The 24,790-nt window shown below is 59.0% G+C and carries 19 protein-coding genes and 3 pseudogenes; 3 read left to right on the top strand and 19 right to left on the bottom strand.

Going from position 1 to position 24,790, the window contains the following annotated elements; all coding sequences use genetic code 11:
* Positions 1-582 precede the first annotated feature (582 nt).
* The 8 genes and pseudogenes from DPM33_RS30210 to DPM33_RS30170 all read right to left on the bottom strand — a co-directional run bounded on the left by DPM33_RS30210 (position 583) and on the right by DPM33_RS30170 (position 9,736).
* Positions 583-1,589, bottom strand: a pseudogene (locus DPM33_RS30210) (IS110 family RNA-guided transposase).
* A 138-nt stretch (positions 1,590-1,727) separates the two neighbouring features.
* Positions 1,728-2,507, bottom strand: a complete 780-nt coding sequence (gene ehuA, locus DPM33_RS30205; RefSeq protein ID WP_112101098.1) for an ectoine/hydroxyectoine ABC transporter ATP-binding protein EhuA — start codon at positions 2,505-2,507, stop codon at positions 1,728-1,730.
* Positions 2,508-2,613: 106 nt separating this feature from the next.
* Positions 2,614-3,282 carry an ectoine/hydroxyectoine ABC transporter permease subunit EhuD gene (gene ehuD, locus DPM33_RS30200; RefSeq protein WP_112101038.1) on the bottom strand — a complete coding sequence of 223 codons (669 nt, stop codon included), beginning with the start codon at positions 3,280-3,282 and terminating at the stop codon, positions 2,614-2,616.
* Positions 3,279-3,950 carry an ectoine/hydroxyectoine ABC transporter permease subunit EhuC gene (ehuC, locus tag DPM33_RS30195; RefSeq protein WP_112101037.1) on the bottom strand — a complete coding sequence of 224 codons (672 nt, stop codon included), beginning with the start codon at positions 3,948-3,950 and terminating at the stop codon, positions 3,279-3,281. Before ehuC ends, ehuD begins: the two co-directional genes overlap by 4 nt.
* 79 nt (positions 3,951-4,029) lie before the next feature.
* On the bottom strand, positions 4,030-4,914 hold the full coding sequence (gene ehuB / locus DPM33_RS30190; RefSeq protein WP_245442481.1) for an ectoine/hydroxyectoine ABC transporter substrate-binding protein EhuB: 885 nt from the start codon (positions 4,912-4,914) through the stop codon (positions 4,030-4,032).
* Positions 4,915-6,249: 1,335 nt separating this feature from the next.
* Entirely contained in the window at positions 6,250-7,419 is a 1,170-nt protein-coding gene (locus DPM33_RS30180) for a M24 family metallopeptidase (RefSeq protein ID WP_112101097.1), read from the bottom strand.
* Between the two features lie 189 nt (positions 7,420-7,608).
* Positions 7,609-9,087 (bottom strand): aldehyde dehydrogenase family protein, encoded by a 1,479-nt coding sequence (locus DPM33_RS30175; RefSeq protein ID WP_112101034.1) that lies wholly within the window; start codon positions 9,085-9,087, stop codon positions 7,609-7,611.
* A 223-nt stretch (positions 9,088-9,310) separates the two neighbouring features.
* Complete coding sequence (locus DPM33_RS30170) at positions 9,311-9,736, bottom strand: SET domain-containing protein-lysine N-methyltransferase (protein WP_112101033.1); 426 nt, start codon at positions 9,734-9,736, stop codon at positions 9,311-9,313.
* Between the two features lie 517 nt (positions 9,737-10,253).
* Between DPM33_RS30170 and DPM33_RS30165 the strand changes: the two genes are divergently transcribed.
* Positions 10,254-10,952, top strand: coding sequence for a hypothetical protein (locus tag DPM33_RS30165; protein ID WP_112101032.1), 699 nt, complete (start codon positions 10,254-10,256; stop codon positions 10,950-10,952).
* Between the two features lie 184 nt (positions 10,953-11,136).
* Here DPM33_RS30165 and DPM33_RS30160 read toward each other — a convergent pair whose 3' ends face one another.
* The 3 genes and pseudogenes from DPM33_RS30160 to DPM33_RS30150 form a co-directional block, all read right to left on the bottom strand.
* Positions 11,137-12,138, bottom strand: a complete 1,002-nt coding sequence (locus tag DPM33_RS30160) for a prephenate/arogenate dehydrogenase family protein (RefSeq protein ID WP_208648470.1) — start codon at positions 12,136-12,138, stop codon at positions 11,137-11,139.
* A gap of 208 nt (positions 12,139-12,346) precedes the next feature.
* Entirely contained in the window at positions 12,347-13,621 is a 1,275-nt protein-coding gene (locus DPM33_RS30155; protein WP_112101031.1) for an ATP-grasp domain-containing protein, read from the bottom strand.
* A gap of 408 nt (positions 13,622-14,029) precedes the next feature.
* Positions 14,030-14,314 (bottom strand): annotated as a pseudogene (locus DPM33_RS30150) (integrase core domain-containing protein); the annotation flags it as partial.
* A gap of 37 nt (positions 14,315-14,351) precedes the next feature.
* On the opposite strand from DPM33_RS30150, the gene DPM33_RS30145 reads away from it, so the two are divergent.
* Positions 14,352-15,725 (top strand): IS30 family transposase, encoded by a 1,374-nt coding sequence (locus DPM33_RS30145; RefSeq protein WP_167449268.1) that lies wholly within the window; start codon positions 14,352-14,354, stop codon positions 15,723-15,725.
* 40 nt (positions 15,726-15,765) lie between these two features.
* On the opposite strand, the pseudogene DPM33_RS30140 reads toward DPM33_RS30145, so the two are convergent.
* The 8 genes and pseudogenes from DPM33_RS30140 to DPM33_RS30110 form a co-directional block, all read right to left on the bottom strand.
* Positions 15,766-16,120, bottom strand: a pseudogene (locus DPM33_RS30140) (DDE-type integrase/transposase/recombinase); the annotation flags it as partial.
* 126 nt (positions 16,121-16,246) lie between these two features.
* Positions 16,247-16,411: a hypothetical protein gene (locus tag DPM33_RS36440; protein ID WP_167449267.1), complete on the bottom strand. Its 165-nt coding sequence runs from the start codon at positions 16,409-16,411 to the stop codon at positions 16,247-16,249.
* Positions 16,412-16,556: 145 nt separating this feature from the next.
* Positions 16,557-17,369, bottom strand: a complete 813-nt coding sequence (locus DPM33_RS30135; RefSeq protein ID WP_112101030.1) for a transglutaminase family protein — start codon at positions 17,367-17,369, stop codon at positions 16,557-16,559.
* A gap of 2 nt (positions 17,370-17,371) precedes the next feature.
* Entirely contained in the window at positions 17,372-18,316 is a 945-nt protein-coding gene (locus tag DPM33_RS30130) for a VPGUxxT family thioredoxin-like (seleno)protein, type 2 (RefSeq protein WP_208648469.1), read from the bottom strand.
* A gap of 1,165 nt (positions 18,317-19,481) precedes the next feature.
* Entirely contained in the window at positions 19,482-19,703 is a 222-nt protein-coding gene (locus DPM33_RS30125) for a hypothetical protein (protein ID WP_112101029.1), read from the bottom strand.
* 296 nt (positions 19,704-19,999) lie between these two features.
* Positions 20,000-20,545, bottom strand: coding sequence for a carboxymuconolactone decarboxylase family protein (locus DPM33_RS30120; RefSeq protein ID WP_112101028.1), 546 nt, complete (start codon positions 20,543-20,545; stop codon positions 20,000-20,002).
* Positions 20,546-20,579: 34 nt separating this feature from the next.
* A complete protein-coding gene (locus DPM33_RS30115; protein WP_245442479.1) occupies positions 20,580-21,323 on the bottom strand; it encodes a nitroreductase family protein in 744 nt (247 codons plus the stop codon).
* Positions 21,324-21,440: 117 nt separating this feature from the next.
* The gene (locus DPM33_RS30110; protein ID WP_112101027.1) at positions 21,441-22,412 is read right to left on the bottom strand and encodes an AraC family transcriptional regulator; all 972 of its coding nucleotides are present in this window, start codon (positions 22,410-22,412) and stop codon (positions 21,441-21,443) included.
* 786 nt (positions 22,413-23,198) lie between these two features.
* On the opposite strand from DPM33_RS30110, the gene DPM33_RS30105 reads away from it, so the two are divergent.
* On the top strand, positions 23,199-24,383 hold the full coding sequence (locus DPM33_RS30105; RefSeq protein WP_167449266.1) for a LysR family transcriptional regulator: 1,185 nt from the start codon (positions 23,199-23,201) through the stop codon (positions 24,381-24,383).
* Positions 24,384-24,790: the final 407 nt, after the last annotated feature.

Here is a 24,790-nt window from a genome sequence, read left to right as displayed (position 1 = left end):
CTCGTAGCAGTTGCGATTAGAGCCTCGGAGAATCCGCTGCGTGACTTTCTTGGGGAAGGCCGCCGGGTTCCTGGTAGCTTGGCGAAGGACCATGCCTCGGACGGGCGGCAACTATGAGGGCGTCTCTCGGCCGGCATACGGCCGCCGGATCAACTCGGAGCAGCATAAGGGCATTTAAAGTCGGAGGCCGAGACAAAGCAGCACGATATCGCGATTCGACGACCGGAAGGCGCGAACTGATGAGCAGCAAAACAGTTGAGAGTGACGCGCTCGGGCTCCTACCTTCCCCCTAAGACGGCGCTTCTTCTGTAACGGGCCTCGTCTTGTTCCCTCGTAACTTCGTCCGATGCTGGGGTCTTGCTTCTGTCCGCAGTCGGCGCTTTTGGCCGCTGCCTGATGGGATCTGATCGGGATCGGCTGGCCAATCTAGGGACGCGCAGTCATCAAACGAGCTTCTCCCGTCTTAGCGGCCTAACCGGGTCCAGCGTCCGGCAACGGACGTCGTAACGGCAGGATCTGGTGTCGACGCCCGCCGTGTTCCTCCTTATCCTTATCCTTATCCTTATCCTCTCATCGAACGCTTCACGAAACGACTGCCGCAGGACGGCCTGTCGGCAGAAAGCGCTCAGCGCTGCGCATCATCTGGTGCAGAACCACTGCCAGCTTACGCGCGAGTGCAACCTTGGACTTTCGCATCCCGGCCCGCTTCGCCACCGCAAGCGCCCAGGACTTCAAGGCCGAGCCCTTGACCGGTCGCGTCAGCATCACGTTGGCCGCCTCGTAGAGCGCCACACGCAACCTCATGGTCGCCCACCTTTGAGGTGCGCCCCGCCACGTCGGTCTCACCAGGCTGGTACTTCCTCGGCGTCAGGCCGAAATGGGCGCCCACCATCCGGGACGAGCGAAACCGCGACGGGTCGTCGATGGCCGCCGAAAATGTCAGCGCTACCAAAGCCCCGACCCCCGGCACGCTCATCAGGTTGCGCACCTGCCCATCGCGACTTGCCAACCCGACAAGACGCTTCTCGATCGTCTTGAACTCGCATAGCAGCACCGCTCGCTCTTGAGAAGAGCCTCGGCAATCTGCTGCAGCGTGTCATGATGGGCGACCAGTTCGCGAAGCGGCCGCTCAAACGTCTTCGGCGTCGTCGGGCCAACCTTCAGGCCAAAGCCGCGCAGGACGCCGCGGATGCTCATCTCGACATCGTGCCGCTTCGACTGCAGCAGCTTGCGCATCGTCAGCAGGGCGCGAACCTCCTGGGCCGGCAGTGACTTGCAGTGCACGGGCCGGAACCAGCCAAGCCGCTTGAGTTGAGCAATGCCGCGCGCATCCTTGCGATCCGTCTTGACCGGCATCGCCTTGAAGGCGTCGCGCCCATGGCGCGTCTCGAGAAGCTCCACTGCCAGGCCGGACGCCTGCAGCCCAGCAAATAGCCATTGCGACAGCGGGTCTGCCTCCAGGCCAATCCGCGCAAGCGGTACTTCGAGCGCCGCAAACCAGGCGATCAGCGCCTCCGGCTCGCTCGCCACACGATCTTGCCCTGCCTATCAACCACACAGACACTTGAGCATTCCAATGACACATCAATCCCGGCATAATACTACACGGTCGTCCCTCCTTGATGTTTGGCGCTGGCTTCGGCCATGACGCCGTTCACACCATCATTGTGAGGGACGACCGCCTCGACCGAAAGTCTGGCCGCGGCGCCAGAGGCCCGTTACCCCATTTAGCTATTTGCCTCCAGTACGGCGCTGAGGAACTGCCGCGTCCGCTCGTTCTGCGGATTGCCTAAGAGCTGGTCGGGCGGGCCCTGCTCGATGATCTTGCCGTCGTAGAAGAAACAGACCCGGTCGGAGAATTCCTTTGCGAAGCCCATCTGGTGCGTGACCATCAGCATAGTGAGGTCATGCTCGGCGCCGAGCTTGCGGATGACGCTGAGCACCTCCCCGATCAGCTCCGGATCGAGCGCCGAGGTCACTTCGTCGAACAGCATTACCTTGGGCCGCATGGCCAGCGCACGAGCGATCGCCACGCGCTGCTTCTGTCCCCCGGAAAGCTGGATCGGGAAGTGATTCTTCTTGCCGCTGAGCCCCACCATCTCTAGCAGTTCGGCTGCGCGCGCCTCGGCGTCCTTTTTCGGTAGCCCGAGCACGGAAACCGGCGCCTCCATGCAGTTTTGCAGCGCGGTCATGTGCGGGAAAAGATTAAAGTGCTGAAAGACCATGCCGATCTTGCCGCGCACGCGCCTGAGATGCCGATCACTCGCCAGCACCATCTGACCCCTCTTCTGCACGTGCGTCAGCGGCTCACCGTCGACCCATATCACCCCCCCGTTGATGCGCTCCAGCGTCATCAGCATGCGCAGAACCGTGGTCTTGCCCGACCCAGAAGGGCCGATGATGCAAACTTTCTCGTTGCGGGCGATGCTGAGATTGAGTTCGTTAAGCACGGTCAGCGCGCCGTAACGTTTTGTGACGTTCTCGAAGCGGACGATGGGTTCGTTCATGACCTTCCCGTTGCACGGGATGTCGGGATTGTCCAGCACTGTCAGCGCCCCATAACGTTTTGCGATGTTCTCGAAGCGGATTCTTGGCTCGTTCACGACGGACCTCCTACTGCAAATGATAGCGGCGGTTGAGCCACAGGCTAACCGATTGCACGATGGCGGAAGCGACCAAGCTGAACACGAGAAAGAAGAAGCCGGCCATGATTATGGCCTCGGTATAACGGTAGTGCTCGGCCCCGAAATTCTTCGCCTGTTGCAACATCTCCAGGATCGCGATGGCCGCTAGGATGGGCGTTTCCTTGAACATGCCGACAAAGTAGTTGCCCAGGCCGGGCACGATGGGGGGGATCGCCTGCGGCAGGATGATGGCGCGCCAGGTTCGTTGCCGCGACAGGTTGAGCGCCGTGCAGGCCTCCCACTGGCCTTCTTCCACCGCCAGGATGCCGGCACGATACACCTCTGAGCAATACGCGGCGTAATGGATGCCGAGCACGCCGATGCCAGCCGTCCAGGCGGGGATGACGATACCGAACTGCGGTCCCACGAAATAGACGAAGAATACCTGCAGCAGCAGCGGCGTGGAGCGGATGAACTCCACGATCTCCGTCACGGCTATGGACACGTAGCGGTTCGGCGACTGGCGGATCAGCGCGAAGACTAAGCCCAGCACCAGCGCGATCGCGAAGCCGAGCAGTGTAGCCTGAACCGTCACTATCGCGCCGCGGTAAAGGTACGGCAACGCTTCCCAGACGTAGGACCAGTCCCATATGCTCATGACAGCACCTGCCGCACAAAGCCACTTGATAGACGACGCTCCAGCCAGCGCACGAAAGGCGTGATCAGGGCGCGCGCGATGACGTAGTAGCCAAACAGCGCCACCGCGAAGAACAGCAGGTAGTTGCCGGTGGCGTCGGCTGCCAGCTTGGAGGCGGCGGTAAGCTCGGTGATGGTAATGAAGAAGATGAGCGAGGTCGACTTAAACAGCTCGATCAGTAGGTTGCCCCAGGGCGGCAGCATGATCCGGACCGCTTGCGGTAACACGATGCGGCGCATCATGGTGAGCCGTCGGAAATTGAGCGCGATGCTCGCTTCATACTGGCCACGGTCGACGGCCTGGATAGCAGCGCGCACCAGCTCGGCGCCGTACGCGGAGACGTTCATGCCGATGCCGAAAATTGCGACGGTCCACGGCGCTAGGGCGACGCCGAAGATCGGCAGCACAAAGAACAACAAGTACACCTGCACCAGCAGCGAAGTTCCGCGGAAGAATTCGATATAGCCAACCGCAAACCAGCGCAGCGGCCAAAGGGGAGAGACCCGGAGCAGGCCAGCGATCAGCCCGAGTACGATCGATACCACAGATGCGCCGAAGGTTACGACAAGCGTGGTCAGAGCGCCCTTGACGAGCGCCGCCACGCTGAAGCCAAGCGCGAATTCGTTCATGTCCCTGCTCCCCGCCGAGCGCCTCCCGGGCAATGACCGGGGAGGCGCATCAGGTGTGGAAAACGGCTGACGCCGGGCATCACTCCTTGCAGAGCTCGGCGGTCGTGGTGCCGTCCGGCAGGTGGATTTTGGTGTAGCCGTACTTGCCGACCGACTTCATCATCTCGTCTGAGCCGATATAGTCCTTCAATACCTTGTTGAAGGCGTCGACCTCGGCCTGCTGGTTGGGCAGGAAGGCGATACCGGAGTAGCCGGGTTTTTCCGACGGGCTGTACGGATTGGCCAGTTCCACGCTGGCGTCCTTGTCGGCGAGATCCTTAACGGTGAAGTAGAAGGCCGAGCCCCCGGCGGCGCGGCCGGCTTTCACCGCCTGCAGGATTTCGGCCGGGCCGGCGACCTGCATGATACGATTTTCCGGAATGCCGACGTCTTTGGCAGTCTTAACCGTCTCGTAACCGGCGGCGGTGACCAACGTTAGGCCCTTGTCACGGATATCGCCGAAGGAGTGCAGGTCTTCAGGGTTGCCCTTCGGCACAATTAGGCCCTCAGTAAACTTTCCGATCGGTTCGGAGAACAGCACATTACGGCAGCGCTCGGGCAGGATGTACATGCCACCGGTGATGATGTCGAAGCGGCCCGCCTGCAGGCCAGGAATCAGCGAGCCCCATTCCGCCACAATCGGCTCGACCTTGGTCGTGCCGAGCTTCTTGAGGATGTCGAGGGTGACGGCGTTGAAGAAGCCGAGCGGCTCGTTGTTTTTGCCCGGATAGGCAGAGGGAGGGGTGTTGGAGAAGCCGATCCGGATCGTCCCTCCGCTCTTGATCTTCTCGAGTAGCGTCTGCGCCGAAGCGGAACCGGCGAACCAGGCGGTTGCCAGCGCCGCCACACCCAGCGCAGCCATACCCTTCAGAACAGCACGCCTGAAAAGACCACCCCTGTGCTCAAGGTATTGCCACTTGTTCATTAGTAATCCTCCGTTCTTTCTCGCCGCTGGTCACACCAGCACGCATCGTGAGGCGACTTCATATCCATCTGTTGACATAAATTATGATGCGGCGGTTCCCTTGCTATGCGGGCTCAACATTGCTCCTCGGTAACCTGGTTGGTTCCAACTTGCCCATCCTTGATACCGGGCCGCTCAGGCCCACTTCGTGAATATAGCAGCACAAAGAGGCCGCTTTGTGCGAAATATTGTTAACACACGCAGTGAATCGGCGTTTTCTCTGTCTAGCGTACAGGACGACGATATCTGCTGCTGGAGTGGGAGATCCCTCGCTGTACGCGACATCACTGGGTGGGCACACGCGAGAGCGAAGGGGCCAATCCTGCGCCAGAGCTGGAATGTTTGCAGCCCAGCAGGCATGCGCGGCAAAGAACCCGCAGCGCGCGTGAAGACGCCCACGAGGGACAAACAGGCGGATAATTGATGCGGACCACGCAGTCCACCAAGATGCAATTGCGGAGCGGGGCCGCCTATAGTACCCATCCGGTGAAGAAATGGCTTGCCGCCATCGAGACCAGAAAGCTTGCGGGCCTCGGCAAAGCCGTTTTGCAGGCCCGTCGCCGAGAGGCGATTGCGTACTGACGCGCTACCGCCGCAACCGTGGACCCGGGCGCGAATGCCGCGGCCAGTATCCGGCACTGATCCTCTTCACTCCAACGACGACGACGCTCAGGCCCGGTCAATAACGTCACATGGCTCATGATGTGCTGCTAACTACGCTCATAAGGACGACCTTAGGAGCGCAGCCTCGCTACCGTGCCATGCTCGCGCAAGGCGGCCCTCGCCGGAGGCGTACCGCCTATAGGTCGTCTTCCCGATTGAATGCGCGTGGCTGATGCTTGCGGCAACTCTGGTTTGCTGGGGGTGCCGTCCTCACCTTGTTTGATGACGAATGCATAAGCGACGCCTTTCTCCGCAGCGCCTTAAGCTTGGCGAGTGCGCTCTCGATGAGCTCGAAGGCAAAGCGGACTGGCGGAGAGTCGGGCAGCGTGGCGCCCGCCACTCCGTGAACTCACGTGTCTGGCCCTTGTGGCTCGACAGATTTGTCCATCAGGCTACGTCCGCCAGCTCCGCCGAGCATGAGCCGGGCTAACGCCAAGCTTAGCCCACTGGTCGTGAAGTACGCTTTTGCTAAAACCGGGTCGCGGGCTGATGACCTGGTATAGCGGCGAGTGAGCGCGGGGGCTTCTGGAAACCTCTCTTTAATGTTGCACGGGCAGTGGGGTGCCGCGTCGTCCGGGCGCTCCGGCATGACTGCGCGGCAGGATCTTGAGCGTTTGAGAGCTGTTCGCGCGCTCAGTCCAATATGAAAAGTTGACGCGGCGCCTTTGTAAGAACCTCGACGCCGGATTCGGTGACGCGAATGCTTTCGCTAAGCACATAGCCGAAGTCTTCCTCGACCCAGGAACCTAGATGCAAGTGGAAGGTCATGTTTGGCTCGAGAACCGTGGTATCGCCCAGCTTTAGGCTGGTCGTGTTTTCCATCCAGTTGATACCGATGGAGTATCCGGCGCGCGACCGCTTCTTGAATCCGTGCTTCTCGGTCGTGCTGTGAATCACTTTGGCCACTTCTCCGCTGACGGCGCCGGAGCGTATTACGTTAAGCCCCGCCTCGAGGCCGGCGAGTTGGGCTTCATGGATACGCAGCAAGCGATCGGACGGTTTGTCCAGGATATAGGTCCGGCAGATTGGAGCGTGGTAGTCATGTCGGACGCCAGCTATTTCGAGATTGACCTGTGAACCTTCCCGGAGGATGTCCTCGCTCCAAGTGGTATGCGGATTTCCAATTCGAGACGTGGCGCAGAGGTAGGGCGTTGCGATCCAAGTTCCGGGTTTGCCGTTCGCTCCGCGGGCGAGCGTCCGAACAATTTCGGCGATGGCATCTGCCTCCCTGATGCCGGGGCGCATAACTTCGGCGGCCCTAAGCACACCTGCGTCCGAAATGGCAGCCGCTTCGCGCATGACGCTAATCTCGAGATCCGACTTGAGCGTGCGAATTCGGGTTACCACGGTCGAAAAGTCATCCATGCGGGCCTGCGGCAAACGGCACTTAAACTTTTCACCCGAGTAGAGCGTCAAGTTGCACAGCTCAAACCCAATACTGCACTGCCCCAATCCCTGATCCAACAGGAAGTCAATTACCGCATCGTGACCGTCCTTGTCCGGGTCACCCACCAAATCTTCTGTATAGCCTATGATGCTGCCACGTTCCATGAAGGTTTCCTGGACGGCCGCAGCAACGTCCATCCAACGCAGGATGAAGACCGGTTCTTCCCGTGAGCTCAAGATGACAAGACCGCGCGTGTCATAAGAGCGAGCAACCGACCCCGTGAGGTAAGTTATATGTGCGTTGTCTGTGATGACAACCGCGGCGGTGTCACGCTCAGCCATCCTCGTTTTCACCGCATTAAGCCTGCGCAGATATTCCGAGCGCGGGAATACCTGCGGACCTTTGACTACTTGCATCAAAAACTCCCTCGGATGTACCTCAGAGTGTGTCTGACCAGGGCTCATGCTCCTTGCCCTGGGCGCACGCCGCCCCTATATTGCTCTCGATCTCGGCACCTACAATTCAACAGCTCGATAGGGACCGCATCTCCGCCGCAACACTTTACGACTGGCGGATAACATTGCGAGCAATGACGATCAACTATGTCATTTTGCGCGCCTCTGCCTATTGCTACTTGACGGTTGCGAGATCCGGATGCCGACGTTTCTCGTCTGAACGTAGCCGTCCAGTGCTTCCCTCCCCTTCTCCCTGCCGTAGCCGGACTGTTTTACCCCACCGAACGGCGTCTCGACGCCGCCGACGTACCATCCGTTCACGTACACTTGGCCAGCCCAAAGCAGATCCGCGGTCCAAAGGGCTCGGTCAATATCCCGCGTAAACACGCCCGCAGCCAAGCCCTGATCGGTGCCGTTCGCGAGATCGACCGCCATTACCGGATCATCGAACGCAGTGACGGCAAGAACAGGGCCGAAGACTTCTCTCTGGAAGAGACTACTCTCTTGCCCAACATCGGCAAAAATCGTCGCCGCCATGAAATAGCCGCACCGCTCGGAAAGTGCAGTTCCGCCGATCACAAGCCGTGCCCCTTGCGAGAGGGCAGTCTGGCAAGCTCGCTCGACTCCCTGTCGCTGCTTTTGCGAGATCAAGGGGGTGATTTCGAAGTTCTCGCGTCCTGGACCAACCGACAGTCCTTCGACGCAGACCTTCACTCTCTCTACTAGTTCGTCTGCAACAGAGCGTTCCACGAGCAGTCGTGTAAGGTTATTGCAATTCTGGCCGGCATTTAGAAAGGTCCCGATCCGCACGGCTTCTACAACGCCGTCAAGATCGGCGTCGGGATACACAACCGCAGCCGACTTGCCGCCCAGTTCCATGATACAGGGTACTATACGGTCCGATGCGGTCTTGAGGACCATTCGCCCGGTTGCCATCGAGCCTGTGAAGACGATGTGGCGAACATCGGAATGGTTGATCAGCGCCTGGCCTGCCGTTTTCCCGTAGCCGCTGAGCACATTGACTGCTCCGGCAGGCAACCCCGCGGTCTCGCAGGCGCGTGCGACTTCAATTCCGGACAAGGGTGCCAGCTCTGGTGACTTCACCACCACGGAGTTGCCGGTTGCGATAGCGCACGCCAACGAACGAGCTGTCAGCTCTAGTGGACCATTCCACGGGACGATCTGAGCGGACACGCCGAAAGGACTTCTGACGGTGTAGTCGACTAAATTGGCTCCGCGCGGGATCGAACGACCTTCGAGCTTGTCGGCCAGGCCACCATAGTACCTCAGGTATCTAATGGCGGTTCGAACTTCGTCGTGGGCGAGATCCAGTGCCTTCCCCGTCTCGGCGCAGTTAATTGTCGCGATCTGGTCGCTGCGGGCTTCGAGTGCGTCGGCTACGCGAAACAACATTCGTCCACGATCATAGGGATGCATATCTATGAGGACGCGGTCGCGAAAGACGCGATGAGCGGCAGCAACGGCGATTTCGACATCTTCGGGCCCTGCTTCTGCTACGACGGCAATCGTCTCGGCATTCGACGGGTCATCGACCTCGATCCGTGTACCGGACAAGGAATCCCGCCACGTGCCATCGATGTAATTTTTGGTCACCTCGGCGTTAGCCATTCTAGTCCTCTTTCGACTTCTCATCCGCGCGTGCCGCTGCTTGACGTAGTGACCTCCTCGGGGCGGATTGGGTTGTCACCCGATGGTATGATAAGGCCTTAGCTTAACCGTGACGCCGGTCACGACCGACAAGGGTGGCCGCTAAATGTGGAGCGAGTGCCCTGAAGCTTACCCGCACCTCTGGGCGGTGAAGGCTCTATATCGCCGCGCATCATCTTTGCGCTCATTCGATGAATTTGACAGTTGAAGGGTAATCTGGGATATTCTTATAGCGATGAGTAATTTCTTCGCCAACGATTATGTCTTTTATTGCAACAATACTCGCCCACGCGCCGGCGTCTCCATCGGTCCAGATTGTTTCTGCGTTTGGGTTCGCGGAATGATTCACTAAGGAGATGAAACCGAAGACAACGTAACCCACCACCCGATTAGGTCCCTCTCGCAGATCCAGATCATCTCTCACAAAGTAATATTCGAGCAATCCTGTACGATTCAGCATGTTTGCGTCATCACCTTCGAATCCCCATGTTGGGGCGCGATCAATTACGTCTCCCGCCTTGAACGGAATATTTGCAAACACGCCGCGACCTTTGCGGGGAACGTTTTTAACATACACTGCATTGCAACGATCAAAGATCCTGTCGACCATCTCTGGTTACTCCTGGGTGATGGAACGTTCCTAACGTTGTTCACTAGGGTGAATTCAGTCTTCCGGCCCCGCTTCAGCAATAATGCTGACTTCAAAGAAGTCGACATTCGCACTCGCCTAGGAGGATCGCTGTATCCGTCAGGCGCGGCAAATCCAGGTTTCACCATCGGCACCATGCCTCCCATACGGGCTAACTCACAACGAGGCAGCTCCTCGCTCACCCGACACATTGCTGGGGCGGCAGTGCGCGTCTTCTACCGGAGAAAGCCAAGGCACTATGTAGTCCGTATTCCCCTTGGTGAGAGCTACCAAAACGCGTGGGTGATTCTCAGGTCCGTAAGACCTATCGTGCTGACGTACCGGCTTCTGACGCGTCCCGTCGCTGGCATCGGATGGAAACCTCGAAAACCTGGCCTTCGATTCTTTGCTCCGGTGATTTGCGTGGAGACGGCGGATGCAGACAGGTTGAGTCTATGGCTGCTCCAGAGAATTGGGCCTCAACGCGAGGAACCGGTAAATGAACGATCACGTTACAATTCTTGTCGCATCAAAATACATCTCTTTGCTTGATGAGGCAGCGCGCAATTCTGGCTTGCTATTCAGGATGGGTGAGAATTTCGAAGAATACGCCGAGATTACCGCGGGTATTGCCGGAAAGGCCCGTACAGATCCGAACTTCCGGCCAGATTGTTCGCAGCTTGATGCTGGTCGTGCGTTTTGGATCGTCGGAGAAGACCGGTCTGGCAAAGTAGCGCATGTTCAGGCACTTCGGGTGGACGATTTGACGGCCACCAACTTGGCTAGACATCTAGAGTCATTGAAAGCCTTCTACACGAATCCAAAGAGCCTCGCCGGCCCAGGCTCCTCATGCATTTGCCGGGCACCCACCGCTCAAAGAATAACTCGACTGGTAGCTTATCACGGCGATATATGGCTCCGAGAGGATTTTAGGGGGCAGGGGTTACCGAGAACGTTTGCGGGTATTGCATTTGGGCTGGCGTGGGTGAAATGGACACCCGATTTCATTTATGCCCTTGTCCCTACTTGGTCAGTTGAGAAGGGAGTTGCGGATCAGTATGGCTATCTCCACCGAGAGGCGAGCGGGGCCATTTTGAGTCTACCTGACCGAGGCATCGAAGAGGATGATTGGCTTGTTTGGCTAACGCGACGCGAATTGTCCCGGCTCATTAAAGTTACCGGTGGCTCAAGACGCTAGAGCCTTCTGATCTTGGGCATACGCCCGGAGGGTATTCCCGAAATAGTTGGCACATTCCAGCGGAGTGAAGATCTCGGGAAGCTGGACGATCGCGACGAGGACAGTTTCGACCGTGCAGGCGGGCGGCCGCAAGGTCCCTGAGTTCTGCGAAGACCTGCTCGATGGGGTCAGATCGGGCGAATATTTAGAGAGACGGATCAAGTTGGCACCGACCTTGCGGGTGTCGTGGCGAAGGGGCTGTTTGTTGTGCGAGCGACCTGCGGATCCCCGACTGCCTGGCCGAAGGAATATAACCGGACGCGTCGATATTTTGCCCCTCCTCAATGATTGAGCAGCGGATGGCGCGCGCGCGGGTGAAGAAATCGAACAGCTTGTCGCCTTCGCCCCAGCGGATCGCCCGCTGCAGGTGGGCTAGATCCTCCAAGAAGCGAGCCATCATTTCGAGGATCGCGTCGCGATTGTGCAGGCACATGTCGTGCCATGTTCTGGGATCGGAAGCCGCGAGGCGAGTAAGATCGCGGAAACCGGAGGCGGAATATTTGATGACCTTGCTTTTTGTGACCGTTTCTAGGTCGGCTGCCGTGCCGACGATGTTGTAGGCGATGATGTGCGGCAGGTGCGAGACGAGGGCCAGGGTCGTGTCGTGGTGCTGCGGGTCCGTCGTGCCAATGTTGGCGCCGCAGCGGCGCCAGAATTCGGAGAGCTTCTCCAGCGCAGTGAGGTCGGTGCCTTCCAGCGGCGTTAAGATGCACCAGCGGTTCTCGAACAGATCGGCAAAACCCGCATCACCTGACTTCTCCGTGCCGGTCAGCGGATGGCCGGGGATGAAGTGTACGCCCTCCGGCACGACGGGCTGCATCTGAGCAATCGCGGAGACTTTGGCGGAGCCGACTTCGGTTAGGATAGCGCCCTCCTTAAGCGCCGGCTCGATTTCCTCAGCCACGGCGCCTGAGGCCCCGACGGGCACTGAGACGACAACCAGGTCGGCCCCGCGTACCGCTTCGTTCGCCTCCGTCGTATAGGTATCGCCGAGCTTCAGCTTCTCGGCGCGTTTCAGGGTCTCGATGCCACCACTTGCGATGGCGATATGGCCGGCCAACCGCTCACGGCAGATGACCCGCGCCAACGATGAGCCGATCGGGCCGATGCCGACCAAGCCGATCTTTCCAAACAAACGTTTCGACATGGCCATCTTTTCAAGAATTTGGTGCCTGCGGCGACAATTCCGCCTAATGGATCGCTTCGGTCCCGACCGTCATCCGCAACGCATTTGAACAGCCGCAGCCTGCAACGCGCGCGCGGACATGTTACTTGATCTGGTCTAGGCTGAGGGTATGCTAAAATCCGTCCCTCTCCTGTTCTCGATTGCACTGATGTTTGGCCACGATCATCCTTTAGTGGCGCAACCTGCGCTGCCTATCCGTGAGAGGCACTGATTGTTCTTGTTCCCCAAGGCTCGGAAATGGTGAAATCGACCAATCAATGATGTCGACGGCCCGTTCAAGTATCCCCGCAGTCTGAGTTTGGCTTGGTGAAGCGGCGATGACATGTCCGAGACGGTCTTGGTAATCGCCTTTCCTGACGACCGGCGTCTTGGGGTTAACATACATTGCGACCTCGGCGACACCGGGTACAGCAGCCGCGTGACCGTCGCCACCGATCCAATCCAGGATGCCATCTCTATCCGCGATCAGGAATCGTGCGGCCGCAACCTTCGAATGCCGTCTGCTCAAATCCCATTCCTCGCCGATAGCAAGCTTGATATGCTCGGTGACCAGATCGACACCGTAAGCCAGCTGAACCAGCCGAGGATTGGGCCCACCCGCAAGACGCGGATTGACTTCAATGACGACTGGTCCACGCTTCGTCCACCGGAATTCAATGTTCGTTGGCCCCCAGCCAAGGTCGAGAGCTCGCAAACAGCTCAGCGAAATGTCTGCGATACGTCTATAGTCCTCATCATTCAGCGGGGCCGGATGACTGTACCCGCTAAAGACGAAATGCGGTAGGCGGCCGAAGTCACCAGCGGCAATTCCAATCACTTCATTGCCCATTATGTCAGCGCTATAATATGGGCCTTGTGCGAATTCTTCCACCAGTATCCTAGGCGAAGATCGCGGTATAATCTTCCCACCCAACAGATAGGTCGTGTGTTCGACTAACTCACCGAAATCACGGCACAATCGTACCCCTATGCTGCCGTGGCCTACCGCTGGCTTAAGAATCACCGGCAGACCGATCTCCGCACCAGCTCGTTCTACCTCCTTTGCATTTGCTGCCAAGTGATAAGTAGGTACTGGAATGCCGGCTTGCGCAAGGAGTTGACGTTGAGTGAATTTGTCGCGACACCGCTCAACAGATTCAGGATTCGGCCCCGGCAGGTTGAGATGGCGGCAGAGCTTGCCAACTGTCGCATAGACCAACTCGTCTGCGCTCGTAATGCCGGCAAGCCCATAGGTCGCATGCAGCAGCGAACATTCGTGGATCAGCGCATCAAGCTTGTTTGTGTCGACACGGATCGCTTCAACGCTTACTGGGGCATGATAGTCGTAGCGAGCTGGATCAGCCGACAGAGTAATCGGATGAAGGCCAAGACGGTGGGCCGCTTTGACGTATAGCGGGCCATTGCTCCTCGTGCCTTCAATCAGGATGAGTGCTCTTCTTGCCATCGGCGGCAACCTCCTTGGCGTGCGGTGCAGTGGTCCGAGCCTAAAATCGCATCCAGCTTTCTTTCGTGCCTGACACCAGACTGTGCGCTGAAACTACCACGGTCAGCTATCTGCATTCGCAAAAGTTCCGTAAATTTAGCTGAAGGATCTTTTGCACTGCTTTGTTTGCCGGTGCGGCACGGAGCGTTCAAGGAATTTTTGGGGGTGCAATGTTCGAGAGCGCTAGTGCGACTTGAAAAGTCTAAACTTATGACCGGCAGCGTCACAAACCTTGTATGGGTGATATTCCTCAAGCTCGATCCCGGTTTATTGTCTCATCTCCGGGCTCGGCGGAGGCGACCCTCTCCTCGTCCGACCTGCCCTTCGCGCCGGGCGGCGTGGCCTGCTGCCGGTTTTTCGGACACCGGGTTAAGCTAACATAGCTTTCTCCTCGAACTCGACAGGGCTCATATAGCCCAACGTCGAGTGCCGTCGCCGAGGGTTGTAGAAGCGCTCGATGTAATCGAACACGTCGGCCCTTGCGTCATCCCTCGTCCTGTAGACCTTGCGGGTTGTCCGCTCTGTTTTCAGCGACGAGAAGAAGCTCTCCATCGCAGCATTGTCCCATACGTTGCCCGACCGGCTCATCGAGCAGGTGATGCCGTGATCGGTCATCAGTCGCTGGAACTGCTCGCTCGCATATTGGGCGGATTCAAGCGGTCGTCGCAACACCTGAACGAAGGAGGTTGCGATGGGCATTGGAAAGCGACGATCACACCGTTCTGGACGGGCCCCGTTGCCGTCACCGGGACGTCCGCCAGTGGCGGGGCGATCTGAACTCCAGCGATTCTGGTTGGGGATAGCGCAGGGGCTGACCAGCGAAGATGCTGCGCTGGCGGCTGGTATGTCGCAGCCTGTTGGAACCAGATTGTTCCGACAGGCGGGCGGCATGGCACCAGCGATGTTCAGATCTCCCACCAAGCCGCCGTCAGAGCGATACCTTGCGTTTGCGGAACGTGAGGAGATCGCACTTCTTCGCGTTCAGGGCCTTTCGAGACGCGAGATCGGACGCCGACTTGGCCGATCCGCCTCGACTATCTCCCGTGAGCTACGACGCAATGCCGCGACGCGCAGCGGCGGGCTGGAATATCGTGCATCGACAGCCCAATGGCACGCCGACCGATCGGCCCGTCGGCCCAAACCGACCAAGCTTGCGCTCAACACAACCTTGCGCACTTATGTGGAGCAGCGACTGGCCGGCGTCGTCATGACCCCAAGTGGCGCAGCCGTTCCTGGTCCGGCCGTTCGGTGGAAGGGCCGCCGGCACGGTCCGCGAAAGGATCGGCGATGGGCCAGGGCTTGGAGCCCGGAACAGATCGCCCGACGCTTGCCGATCGACTTCCCGGACGACAAGACGATGCGCATCAGCCACGAAGCCATCTATCAAGCTCTCTTCGTTCAGGGTCGGGGAGCGCTACGCCGCGAACTGTCGGCCTGCTTGCGAACGGGGCGCGTGCTGCGGGTCCCCAGGGCCCGCGTACGCAGTCGAGGTAAGAGCTTTGTCTTGCCGGAGATCATGATCAGTCAACGCCCCGCCGAAGCGGCCGATCGCGCGGTGCCGGGTCACTGGGAAGGAGACCTCATCCTTGGTCTTGGCAGCTCGGCGATCGGCACGCTGGTCGAGCGTACGACACGCTTCACGATGTTGCTGCATCTTCCCCGGCTTGCGGGGCATGGCGAAGCTCCGCGCATGAAGAATGGCCCTGCTCTCGCGGGACACGGGGCCGAAGCCGTGCGCGACGCGATTACGCGCACCATCATCACCTTGCCCGAAGAACTGCGCCGTTCGCTGACCTGGGATCAGGGAGCCGAAATGGCTCAGCACGATCGTCTCAAGATCGACGCGGGTGTCCAAGTCTACTTCTGCGATCCGCAAAGCCCATGGCAGCGCGGCACCAACGAGAACACCAATGGGCTGCTGCGTCAGTACTTCCCGAAAGGCACCGACCTGAGCATTCACAGCGCCGACGAGATCGCCGCCGTGGCAGCGGCCCTCAATGCCCGGCCGAGAAAGACCCTGGGTTGGAAAACGCCGGCAGAAGCGCTTGACGAGTTGCTGTCGTGAGTGAACACAATCAGTGTTGCGACGACCGCTTGAATCCGCCTTGCGATCCTTGGTCGGAATGATGCAGCAGGCTGTCCGGTTTGCCTCGGCGCCACATCGCCATGATGAGGGCGTCGGTGACGAGTTGCGCCGTCATCTCGGCCTTCATCGCCCAGCCGACAACACGCCGTGAGAACACGGTCGACCGCGGCGGCAACGCAGAGCCAACCTTCCACGGTCCAGACGTAGGTGAAGTCGGTGATCCACTTCTGGTTCGGCGCCGATGCCTCGAAGACGCGGTTGAGGCGGTTGTCGGACACTGCCGCTCGCTCGCCGATGTCGTTCGGCAGCCCACGACGCCGCGGCCGGGCGCGCAGTCCGTTCTCCCGCATGAGCCGCTCGATACGCGCCCCGCACCCACGTGGCGAAGGGCCTGGACACCGGCGCCGGCTGGACTACCCGGTGCGATCAGGTGCTTGGGCGAGGCCTGACGCAGATCGACCACCTGTTTGCCCAGCACGACCCGCGCGAGGGTCCGTTGATCAGAAGCGGCGATCCTCGAAACTGATCACTGAATCCACGACATATTCTCCCGACGCCCCGCATCGAAAAAGCCGCTGGCCAGGGCCGTTCTGGTTGACTTCGGTGGGATTATGAATGTGCCGCTTATCCTGCGTGGTCAGCCACTCGGTGAAATCCGGTGACATGAAGCATCGCGGATCTCCTGCCGCGCGCGGACCCCGGACCGATCCGCCTCGTCTTATGCACCATCCCGATCACAGGGGGACGGTACCTACGATGTCGCCGGCCGGTGCCATTTCCACGAGGAGGCGATCCAAAAGGCGATGAGCTCTATAGTGAGACCGGTCTGGCTGAACCAAGCGCTTCAAATGCATCCAGGATCCGATCGCGCGTTTTCTTATCGGGCGAGACTTCCGACATGGCGAACAGGCTTGCCCTGGCCCCCGCAACATCGTTGAACCCCAACTGCAGACGCGCAAGCTTTTGCCACGCGTCAAGCACTCCCGGCGCGATCTGGGTTATCCGCTGATACACCGCAAGGGCTCGATGAGGGTCGTTGTCATTCTCCGCGCGAACAGCCTGGTTGTTCAACAAACGTGCTAGCACGTCACGATTGCTCATCCGCACGACGTTGAGTGAGGAAGCGTCGCCTTCTTCGCCAAGGCAAGCCCGGCAGATTGCCCTTATCCTCCCTTCTGACACCAGGCCGCCGCCTTCGAAGGGATCGATCACCACCGGGCTCTTTTCGCCGATCTGGACCAGCACATGGCCCGGCAGATTGAGCACATAGGCACTCCATCCAGCCCGGCGGGCCATTGCGACATAGAGGATTGACAGTGCAATCGGCAGGCCGCGCTTACGGTCGAGCACACAGCTAAAATCGCCGTTGACCGGCGCATCATAAGTTTCGGTATCGCCGACAAACCTGAACTCCCCATGCAGCACGCGCGAAAGCACGGCGGCGCGTTCTCTCGAAAGAACCGCGGTCCGCCCTTCATCCCACACCCGGTCCTCGATCTCTTCCAGCCGTTCGAGATAGGGCGCGATATCCGTACTCTCGTGATCCAGATGGCTCAGCGCCAGCGATGCCAGGTCGAGCAGGATATCCTCATCCTCGATGAGGCCGATGATGGCGACATCCATGATCACTTCTCCTTCCCGATAAGACCAAGCTGTGCCATCAGTGCCGGCCAGCTCTGGCGAATGTCGTGGCGATAGGTGTCATCCCGGCTCGACTGCTGCAACTTCGGATCGACAAGCCATGCGGATTGCTGTGGGCTGAGCAGGTCCGCGAGCCGACCGCGATAGGGCACGGCCAGGTTGATCCGCGTACGCTGGGCGGGGGTTAAAGGCAGATGACGGGCCGGCGACTTGCGCAGGTAGAACTGCGGCTCACGGTCCAACTCGAACCCGCCGCTTTCGGTCGGATTGAACCCTTCCGCACGGGCATAAGCATCCAAATCAGGGCGCGAGACCTCGTGCGGATCGACATGCACCTGCACCACTTCCTCGCCATCGACCCAACCGGCGTCGGTCGTGATTACCGCTGGATGCTGGGCGAGGCTCGTTTCGCCCGACCAGAAGCACGGAGTTGTGTAAGTGACGCGTTTGCTGAGGCCATATTCGATCAGCAGGTCGCGCTCCAACAAGCGGAAATAGCCAGGGACATCATCGCCGAGCATTTCGAGAACGGCAGTGATCTTTTCGTGCAATCCCAGCCCATCGTAGCGATCGGCCAGCTTCGGTAGGAGCTCGGCTCCATCAGGCCCGAGAAACCGCACCACGGGGTTGTTCCACGATGGCTCGTCGTAGCGGCGCAGGACCTTGGCGTCTACACCGGAATGGTTGTTAAAGACCGCCACCGGTACGAACCGATCGGCGATCAGCTCCACCATCAACGGATGAGTCAGGACATCCTGCCCAAAGCGTACGCAAGTCGAACACCCGGGCACTTCCTGGAACAACAGCAGAACAGGTTTTCCCTGTTCGCCAGCCAGCGCCAAGCCGCGATCGTGATCGCGCAGCCAAGCGACTTCGCCGAGCTCACGATGCTCGCGATAGGAAATTTCATTTTTTTGCATGGCAATCATATGGTGAAGCCAGTTCGCAATACAACAACGATGGCAGCCAACTGCCTCGCTGATCGAGTAGCCCCCATCTCACCTGAGGTCATGGGGACCGTCGGCCTTCCAGTCGCGGACGGCGCTGTCATCAGGCGGTGTCGATTTGTCGGTGATCCTGTCGCCGATCGCGGAAGCGTCCCGCCATCAGCCGCTGTTGCTCTTGTACGCAAAATCATCATACGACCTCGTGTTCATGGTCCGGCGGGGCCGGAGGTTTATGGTGCGGATGAGCCAACGACTTGCGCTGGGCTCAGAAAGCTCCTGACGCGGCGCTCCCAGAACAGCGCTGTCTTCGCGGCCGAAGACGGTGGCGCGGCGATTCTCGTCCACTTGCACGTGATGATGCCAGCGACAACACCGCCGACCATTCTGAACCGCCCGGACCGAATCCGCGCGGTTTCCAACTTCGACGCCGGAGATGTCTGCGACTAACAATGACGTCCTCCGGCACAAGGCTCTCGCGCCAGCCGGTGAGGGAAAATTGGGAGCCTCTTTTGATCTGCATGTTCGACCTTTTTACCCGGAGATCGTTCAACGGTGCACGATGCGGGTCGGGCACGAAAGAGGGCGATGACGGATCGAAGCTTGGATTTGTGACAGCGCAAAGAAAAATCACCTTTGGCCATGGAGTCGATAGCCGAGCGTTATAAGGGGCGATGAAGGTCTTCTCTCCGTGACCGCCAGTCTTCTCGCGGCGTGGGAACTACCCACGCCGATGTGTCCGAGCAGCGTGAACCGGCGTGAGTAAGGCCAGGCCGGACTTACGCCTCGAAAAAACCTGGCCGGCAGGCTTGGTCGCTTGAGTGAAAGGTTAGCGGATATGTTCGCGTCTCGGCGCCCCGCGAGGATCTGGCTAGCAGCGCCCTAGGCTTGACGCGGCAGGCTGTTGGCCGACCAGCTCGCGCACGCCGGTCGTCTCATCGATCCGGAGAGAAAGCCCCCGTCGAGGAAATCGCCCGGCTGTTGTTTGTGCATCACGCGGCGCTTGAGGGCACTGCCGGGTAGCCATAGACGCCTCGAAGCTCTGCTATATGATCGTCCGATCAATCTCCTCCAGGACCCTGTCTCGCTAATGCGGCCTGGTCCCTGTCGAGGAACGCTGCGGCCTGTACGGACAGGAACTGCAGGGTCTTCAGCCGATGGAGCTAAATGCCAACGACAGATAAGGCGTTAGAAAATCGGGCGGGTTGGCTCGGTCACCGGTAAAGACGCCACCGGAAGTGACACCGATGAATACCGGACGATCCCGCAGCATTCCACCTTCGCGGCCGGCGTCGACTTCATCGTGCGACCAACCGGCAGGATTTGATCGATTCACGCCCTGAGAGTCGAGGGAAATTCTGAAGTTGTACATCGGCGTTCCGATGACAATCACCGGCAGCCTCGATTTCCCGGATAAGTGCTTCGGAAAGATCGAGGATGCCCTCCGGCGGAGCCGCTAACGTGGCCGGCGTCAATAAGGCAGCTGCGTAGTCAGCCACGGTGTGCGGCAAGGGTTCGGGCCCAAATCACGCCGGCTGATGCCCGCATCCGGCGCAACCTCGAGAAGCATTTTGACGATCGCCGCCGAAAGCTCGCGGCTATGCGATTCTTGACGCGGACTGCAGTCAATATGGAGAATGGCTTCAAGAAGTTGCGAACGGACAGAGCTCAGATTGAGCCGGCCGGCGCGACGGCGGGGAAGTCCTTGTCGTGATCGAACACGTTATTGAAGAAATTCGTCAGGGAGTACATGGCCACCAATGCGACGATCTCGATGATGTTCGCATCGGTGTAGCCAACCTCGCGGACAGCTTTCAGATCGGCGTCACTGACGTGCCCCCGGGTCTCGATGACTTTACGCGCAAACTGGACAGCGGCGTCCCGTTTCGGGTCGCTGGCGTGGCCCTTCCGGGCGAGAATGATGTCATCAGCTGATAGCTTGGCCATGTGTTCGGCCGTGAAGCTGTGAACCGTCAGGCAATAGTTGCAACCGTTCACTTCGGAGACGGCGAGGCCGATACTGTCGCGTGTCCTCACGTCGAGCGCTTTGCTCAGAGAGCCGAGCAGGGCGGCCCACGAGTTGAACGCGATAGGGCTCTGCGCGAAGGCCGCCATCATGTTGGGGGTGAACCCGATGTTATTGGCGAACGCATCGAGAGTCGGTTTCGATTCAGCCGGCACGTGTTCTGGTCTCAGAGCAGTAGTTCTTGGCATCGTAGTCTCCATAAGTTATTGATTTAGTTGAGTATTATGCGAAGTCCAGCACGTCGGCCACCGGCATGCGCGGCTTCTGCGGCCAGTTGCCAGCTCGCTCCGGCCCTACGGTCAGCAGCATGACTGGGACTTCGTCTTCACGCAGGCCGAACTCGCTGTGCACGGCCTCTGCGTCGAAACCGATCATCGGCGTGGAACCCAGGCCAAGCGAGCGGGCCGCGTAGATGATCGCCGCGGTGCCAAAGGTCGCGGAGCGCACAGCCTCATCGCGCTGGCGCTGCGGTTGATCGTCATACAGTCCGCGAGCGGGGATTTCCCATTCCGGCACCAGGTGCGCCGGCATGATGCCGGCTTCGACCACCGACGCCAGGCGCTCGGGGACGGTGCTGGCATCGGCCAACTGGCCGACGATGATGAAGGTAACGGCGGCGTCGGAAATCGCAGGCTGGTCCCAGGCGATCGGGCGTAGTCGGGCCTTGGCTTCAGGCGAGCGTACGGCGATGAAGCGCCAGTTCTGCAGGTGGAAGGAGGTTGGCGCGGACGTGCCGATACGCACGAGGTCGCGGATCTGGTCGTCGCTCAGGGTGGCAGTAGGGTCGTAGTACTTGGCGGCGCTACGGCTCAGGATAGTTTCGATGACGGCGTTCGTCGGGGTTGGTCGCGCGGTTGAAGGGGAAGGTTGAGGCGCGATAGAGCTTCCGCTCTTTTCGACCCGTGCGTGGATTTCCGCGATGGCGCCGGTTGCACCCCCGGCGGCGGCTGTGGCGATGTAGTCCATTGGCTGGCTCCTTCATCAAGTGATTACGGAGCCCAATTTACGGCCGACAGTGCAAATTTCGAGGCTGGATCTGCTCAAAATAATGCGTGAAAGGATCAATCTGCGCGCACATCGGTACTAGGAAGCGCCTAGATACTCGCCCTTGTGCGACAGTCGGCGCCATTCCCCCGGGGTCATCCCCATCCTTTCAGCGAACACACGCCGGAATGCGGAAACCGATTGATACCCGACCGTCTCGGCCACGGTCTCTGTGCTGATCGCCGGCTTCTTCAATTCGTTGGCAGCCAGACTCATCCGGAGATCGGTCAACAGGTCGAGGGCGGAGCAGCCTAGCCTGTCTTGACAGTGCCGCATGAACGTCGCGCGTGACATGCCGCACAAATCCGCCAGATCAGGCAGTTTCCAAGACTGCGCAGGATCGGCGAACATTGCGGCGATTGCCGGAGCCAGCCGCGGATGGCCGGCCAGCGCCAACAAGCCTTCGGGGGCTTCCTCGGCTTCGCTCGCCGCTCGCAGTACCAGCGTGAACAGTGCCGAAGAAAGAGCGTTGAGAATTGCGCGTCCTCCCGCTCGGTCGCGGGCGGACTCCATTCGCATCAGCCCCACCAGGCTGGCCAGTTGGTTGGCGGCGGACCCGGCGCCCTCTTCTCCATGACCGTCCATAGCTCGCGCTACGAGATTGGCCGGCATGTAATTACGGATCAGCCGATCATGAGGCGGGGCAATAAAAAATCTCCCACATAACAGATCGAGTTGCTCGCCCTGGCCAGAGTTCCGGCTAAACATCCATCCGGCGGAGGCCCGGCTTTCGTGGGTACGGATTGGTGTTTGCCGGCTACCGTCGTGCAGCACATGCGCTGCACCGTGTGGCAGCAGAACGATATCTCCGCTCAGCAGCTCTCGCGCTGTTCTCGTCTCTGGATCCTCGAGAATGGCTCGTCCCTTGACTATGACGTGGTAGGGAATTTCGTTCGCCGCAGCCTGGCTCCAGGCAACGCGCCACGGAGCACCGTAGGCGCAGCGGACCTCGAGCTGACCGGTAACGGTGATGATTTGGAGGAGATGGCTTAGCCAGTCGACTTCAGACACGGGACCTCGAAACGCTGTGGTATCTTATCGTAATCGCACATTGGTTCGCCAAGCTGCTGACCGATTGCTGACGGCAGGGGATCGGGCACTAGAGTGCTGGAGAGCCGGACGGCCGGCATCGCAAATCTTGCAACCAGTCGCCGGCGAGACTACGCACATTGCGTTTACAACAAGGGCAATGGTGTGACAGCGAGGATATTTCTGGCCGGGGCACCTGGTGTCATTGGCCGTTCGCTGGTTCCCTACCGTCGGTCGGCCGGTCATACTATTGTCGGCGCGACGCGAACGTCAAAAGGGCGAAGCATTTCTGAAAACCCAGGACGTAAGCCCAGTTGTCGTGCATGTTTTCGCGTCGTGGGGCCATATCATCCTCATCGGCAAGTCTCAAACACCGCGCGCCGGCGAGAGTGTTGCCAGTTAAAATCAAACCTCATTGAGTTCATGATTTTTTGCGCGTCGGGTCGGTGGCATCGATTCCATAGCCGAAGGCCATTGGATCATCGGTTTTCGCCGGTTCTATTTTCGTTCACCTGTAAAGAAATCCCCAAAAATGACGACATCCCACGAATCGAGAGGTGGAAGATGAAAGCAATCGTTGCGACGGACCAGGCTTCGGGAACGGCCGGGATGAAGCTGGTGGAGCGGTCCGATCCGCAAGCAGCGGCGCCATTGGGAAAGCCGCATGCACACGATACCCTCTCTATCATATGTCGCCATTCTCGGTGTCTTTGGCAGTAGTGGTTTTCGGAAATGGACACATCAACCCTAATAATCGCGTACAAGGTAATGAGCGAACGTAGCATTCGGGGCACCGCGCGGATTCTGGGGAAGCCGGCGTCGAGCATTGCTGCGGCCATCGACCGACTAGAAACAGAGATCTCTGTTTCACTCATACAAAAGGTTGGGACAAGTGTTGTCCTAACGCTTGAGGCGGAGAGAATATCTCCTTTGATCAAACTGCTTGCTGATCACATACAAGATGCAATCTCGGTTGGTAACCGCAGTGCGTTCGACGTCTCTCTAAGCTTAAAATCCCTTACCCGCTTTGCGCGTGTTGCGGAAACAGGCAGCATTCGCCGAGCGGCCCAGAATCTCGGGCTTGGACAACCTCAGCTCGCCCGTCAGATTGCGCATATGGAATCTGCCCTCGGCTGCCGTTTGCTCAATCGGAATGTGGACGGCTCAAGAACAACGGAAGCAGGAAAGCGATTCGCTAAGTCAGCTGGCGCTATCGAAACCGTTTGGAACGACCTCTCCCATGCTGCGGCCGGACGGTTTCGCCGGAGTGCTGCAACCATCAGACTCGGCTCAATCATTCCCTTAGGTCATGAAAGTTTCGTTGCCACACTGCTCGCTTCGCTTCTCGCTAGATGGACGGACGATAGGCCCCGCGAGCCACTTTTCGTAGCTAGTACGACGACGGATGAGTTAATTGCAGGCCTTAAGAGCGGGGCCTTCAATGCTGTACTTCTAAACACCGTAAAGGTCCCGACAGACTTTGATGCTTACCTCATAGCCATGTCTCCACTATCATTGGTGGGGCACTCCACCATTGTCGGGTCACAGCAGTGCAAAGATGGCCTCGCTAAGATATTGGAAAGGACACCTATTGCGATCCCAAGTGCCAGGAGTGGACTGCGCCAAATTATCAACCGACTGCTAGCCGAGATACTTACTGAAGCTGAGTTGGAAAAGTTGAGAATTATAGAGGTTGATTCGATGCCAGTTATCCTAAACCTCGTATTGGGTCATGGAGCGGTATCCATCCTGCCGTCGGAATCTGTCACCAGCATTCGCGACGATCTTTCTCAAATCCCGCTCCATCCTAATCACAATCTACCGCTATGGCTTGTTTGCCGAAAAAACGAGAGCAGCCGCTTAATCGCTCGTGCGGTTCTGACTGTGCTTGAAGGCTTAGGATACGGCGAGAAACATCGGCAGCGACGTTCAGCCTCTGGACGACCAGACTAAGCAAGCGCCGGTACGCACTGCAATTTCAACCTACCACCGACGCCGGCGACTTGACGATCTCCATTTGCGTGTCTGATAGCGCCGTTGGATGTGTGCAAAATTGGCCCCATAAGCCGGGGAAACGGCGTCCAATTTTGACCCCTCCCTGCCACCTCGAACGCTGCATTCGCTCGGTTTCTTAGAGAAACCTCGATAGGCCCAAGTCATTGATTTTGCTTTCGCATTCAATGCCGTGGATTTCGATCGCCTACCTACAGTATCTAAGTTTTCGAAGTTTGGGATATCCCAAAATATATACACCAGCGTGCAACGTCATAGGGCCTTTTCAAAGGCTGGAACCTGTGTTTGTCTATACAAATACAAAGACCCCAGAGGAACTCATGTGTATCAGAACCGCCCGCGAAGCA

The sequence above is a fragment of the Mesorhizobium hawassense genome (genome assembly GCF_003289945.1).
Taxonomy (GTDB): Bacteria; Pseudomonadota; Alphaproteobacteria; order Rhizobiales; family Rhizobiaceae; genus Mesorhizobium; species Mesorhizobium hawassense.
This window is presented reverse-complemented; position numbering and strand designations above follow the sequence as displayed.

Bases quoted from the DNA above. Each gene is read 5' to 3' on its own strand.
- ehuA (WP_112101098.1), bottom strand. From the start codon at position 2,507: ATGAACGAACCCATCGTCCGCTTCGAGAACGTCACAAAACGTTACGGC.
- ehuD (WP_112101038.1), bottom strand. From the start codon at position 3,282: ATGAGCATATGGGACTGGTCCTACGTCTGGGAAGCGTTGCCGTACCTT.
- ehuC (WP_112101037.1), bottom strand. From the start codon at position 3,950: ATGAACGAATTCGCGCTTGGCTTCAGCGTGGCGGCGCTCGTCAAGGGC.
- ehuB (WP_245442481.1), bottom strand. From the start codon at position 4,914: ATGAACAAGTGGCAATACCTTGAGCACAGGGGTGGTCTTTTCAGGCGT.
- DPM33_RS30180 (WP_112101097.1), bottom strand. From the start codon at position 7,419: ATGCAAGTAGTCAAAGGTCCGCAGGTATTCCCGCGCTCGGAATATCTG.
- DPM33_RS30175 (WP_112101034.1), bottom strand. From the start codon at position 9,087: ATGGCTAACGCCGAGGTGACCAAAAATTACATCGATGGCACGTGGCGG.
- DPM33_RS30170 (WP_112101033.1), bottom strand. From the start codon at position 9,736: ATGGTCGACAGGATCTTTGATCGTTGCAATGCAGTGTATGTTAAAAAC.
- DPM33_RS30165 (WP_112101032.1), top strand. From the start codon at position 10,254: ATGAACGATCACGTTACAATTCTTGTCGCATCAAAATACATCTCTTTG.
- DPM33_RS30160 (WP_208648470.1), bottom strand. From the start codon at position 12,138: ATGTCGAAACGTTTGTTTGGAAAGATCGGCTTGGTCGGCATCGGCCCG.
- DPM33_RS30155 (WP_112101031.1), bottom strand. From the start codon at position 13,621: ATGGCAAGAAGAGCACTCATCCTGATTGAAGGCACGAGGAGCAATGGC.
- DPM33_RS30145 (WP_167449268.1), top strand. From the start codon at position 14,352: ATGGGCATTGGAAAGCGACGATCACACCGTTCTGGACGGGCCCCGTTG.
- DPM33_RS36440 (WP_167449267.1), bottom strand. From the start codon at position 16,411: ATGTCACCGGATTTCACCGAGTGGCTGACCACGCAGGATAAGCGGCAC.
- DPM33_RS30135 (WP_112101030.1), bottom strand. From the start codon at position 17,369: ATGGATGTCGCCATCATCGGCCTCATCGAGGATGAGGATATCCTGCTC.
- DPM33_RS30130 (WP_208648469.1), bottom strand. From the start codon at position 18,316: ATGATTGCCATGCAAAAAAATGAAATTTCCTATCGCGAGCATCGTGAG.
- DPM33_RS30125 (WP_112101029.1), bottom strand. From the start codon at position 19,703: ATGTACAACTTCAGAATTTCCCTCGACTCTCAGGGCGTGAATCGATCA.
- DPM33_RS30120 (WP_112101028.1), bottom strand. From the start codon at position 20,545: ATGCCAAGAACTACTGCTCTGAGACCAGAACACGTGCCGGCTGAATCG.
- DPM33_RS30115 (WP_245442479.1), bottom strand. From the start codon at position 21,323: ATGGACTACATCGCCACAGCCGCCGCCGGGGGTGCAACCGGCGCCATC.
- DPM33_RS30105 (WP_167449266.1), top strand. From the start codon at position 23,199: ATGAGCGAACGTAGCATTCGGGGCACCGCGCGGATTCTGGGGAAGCCG.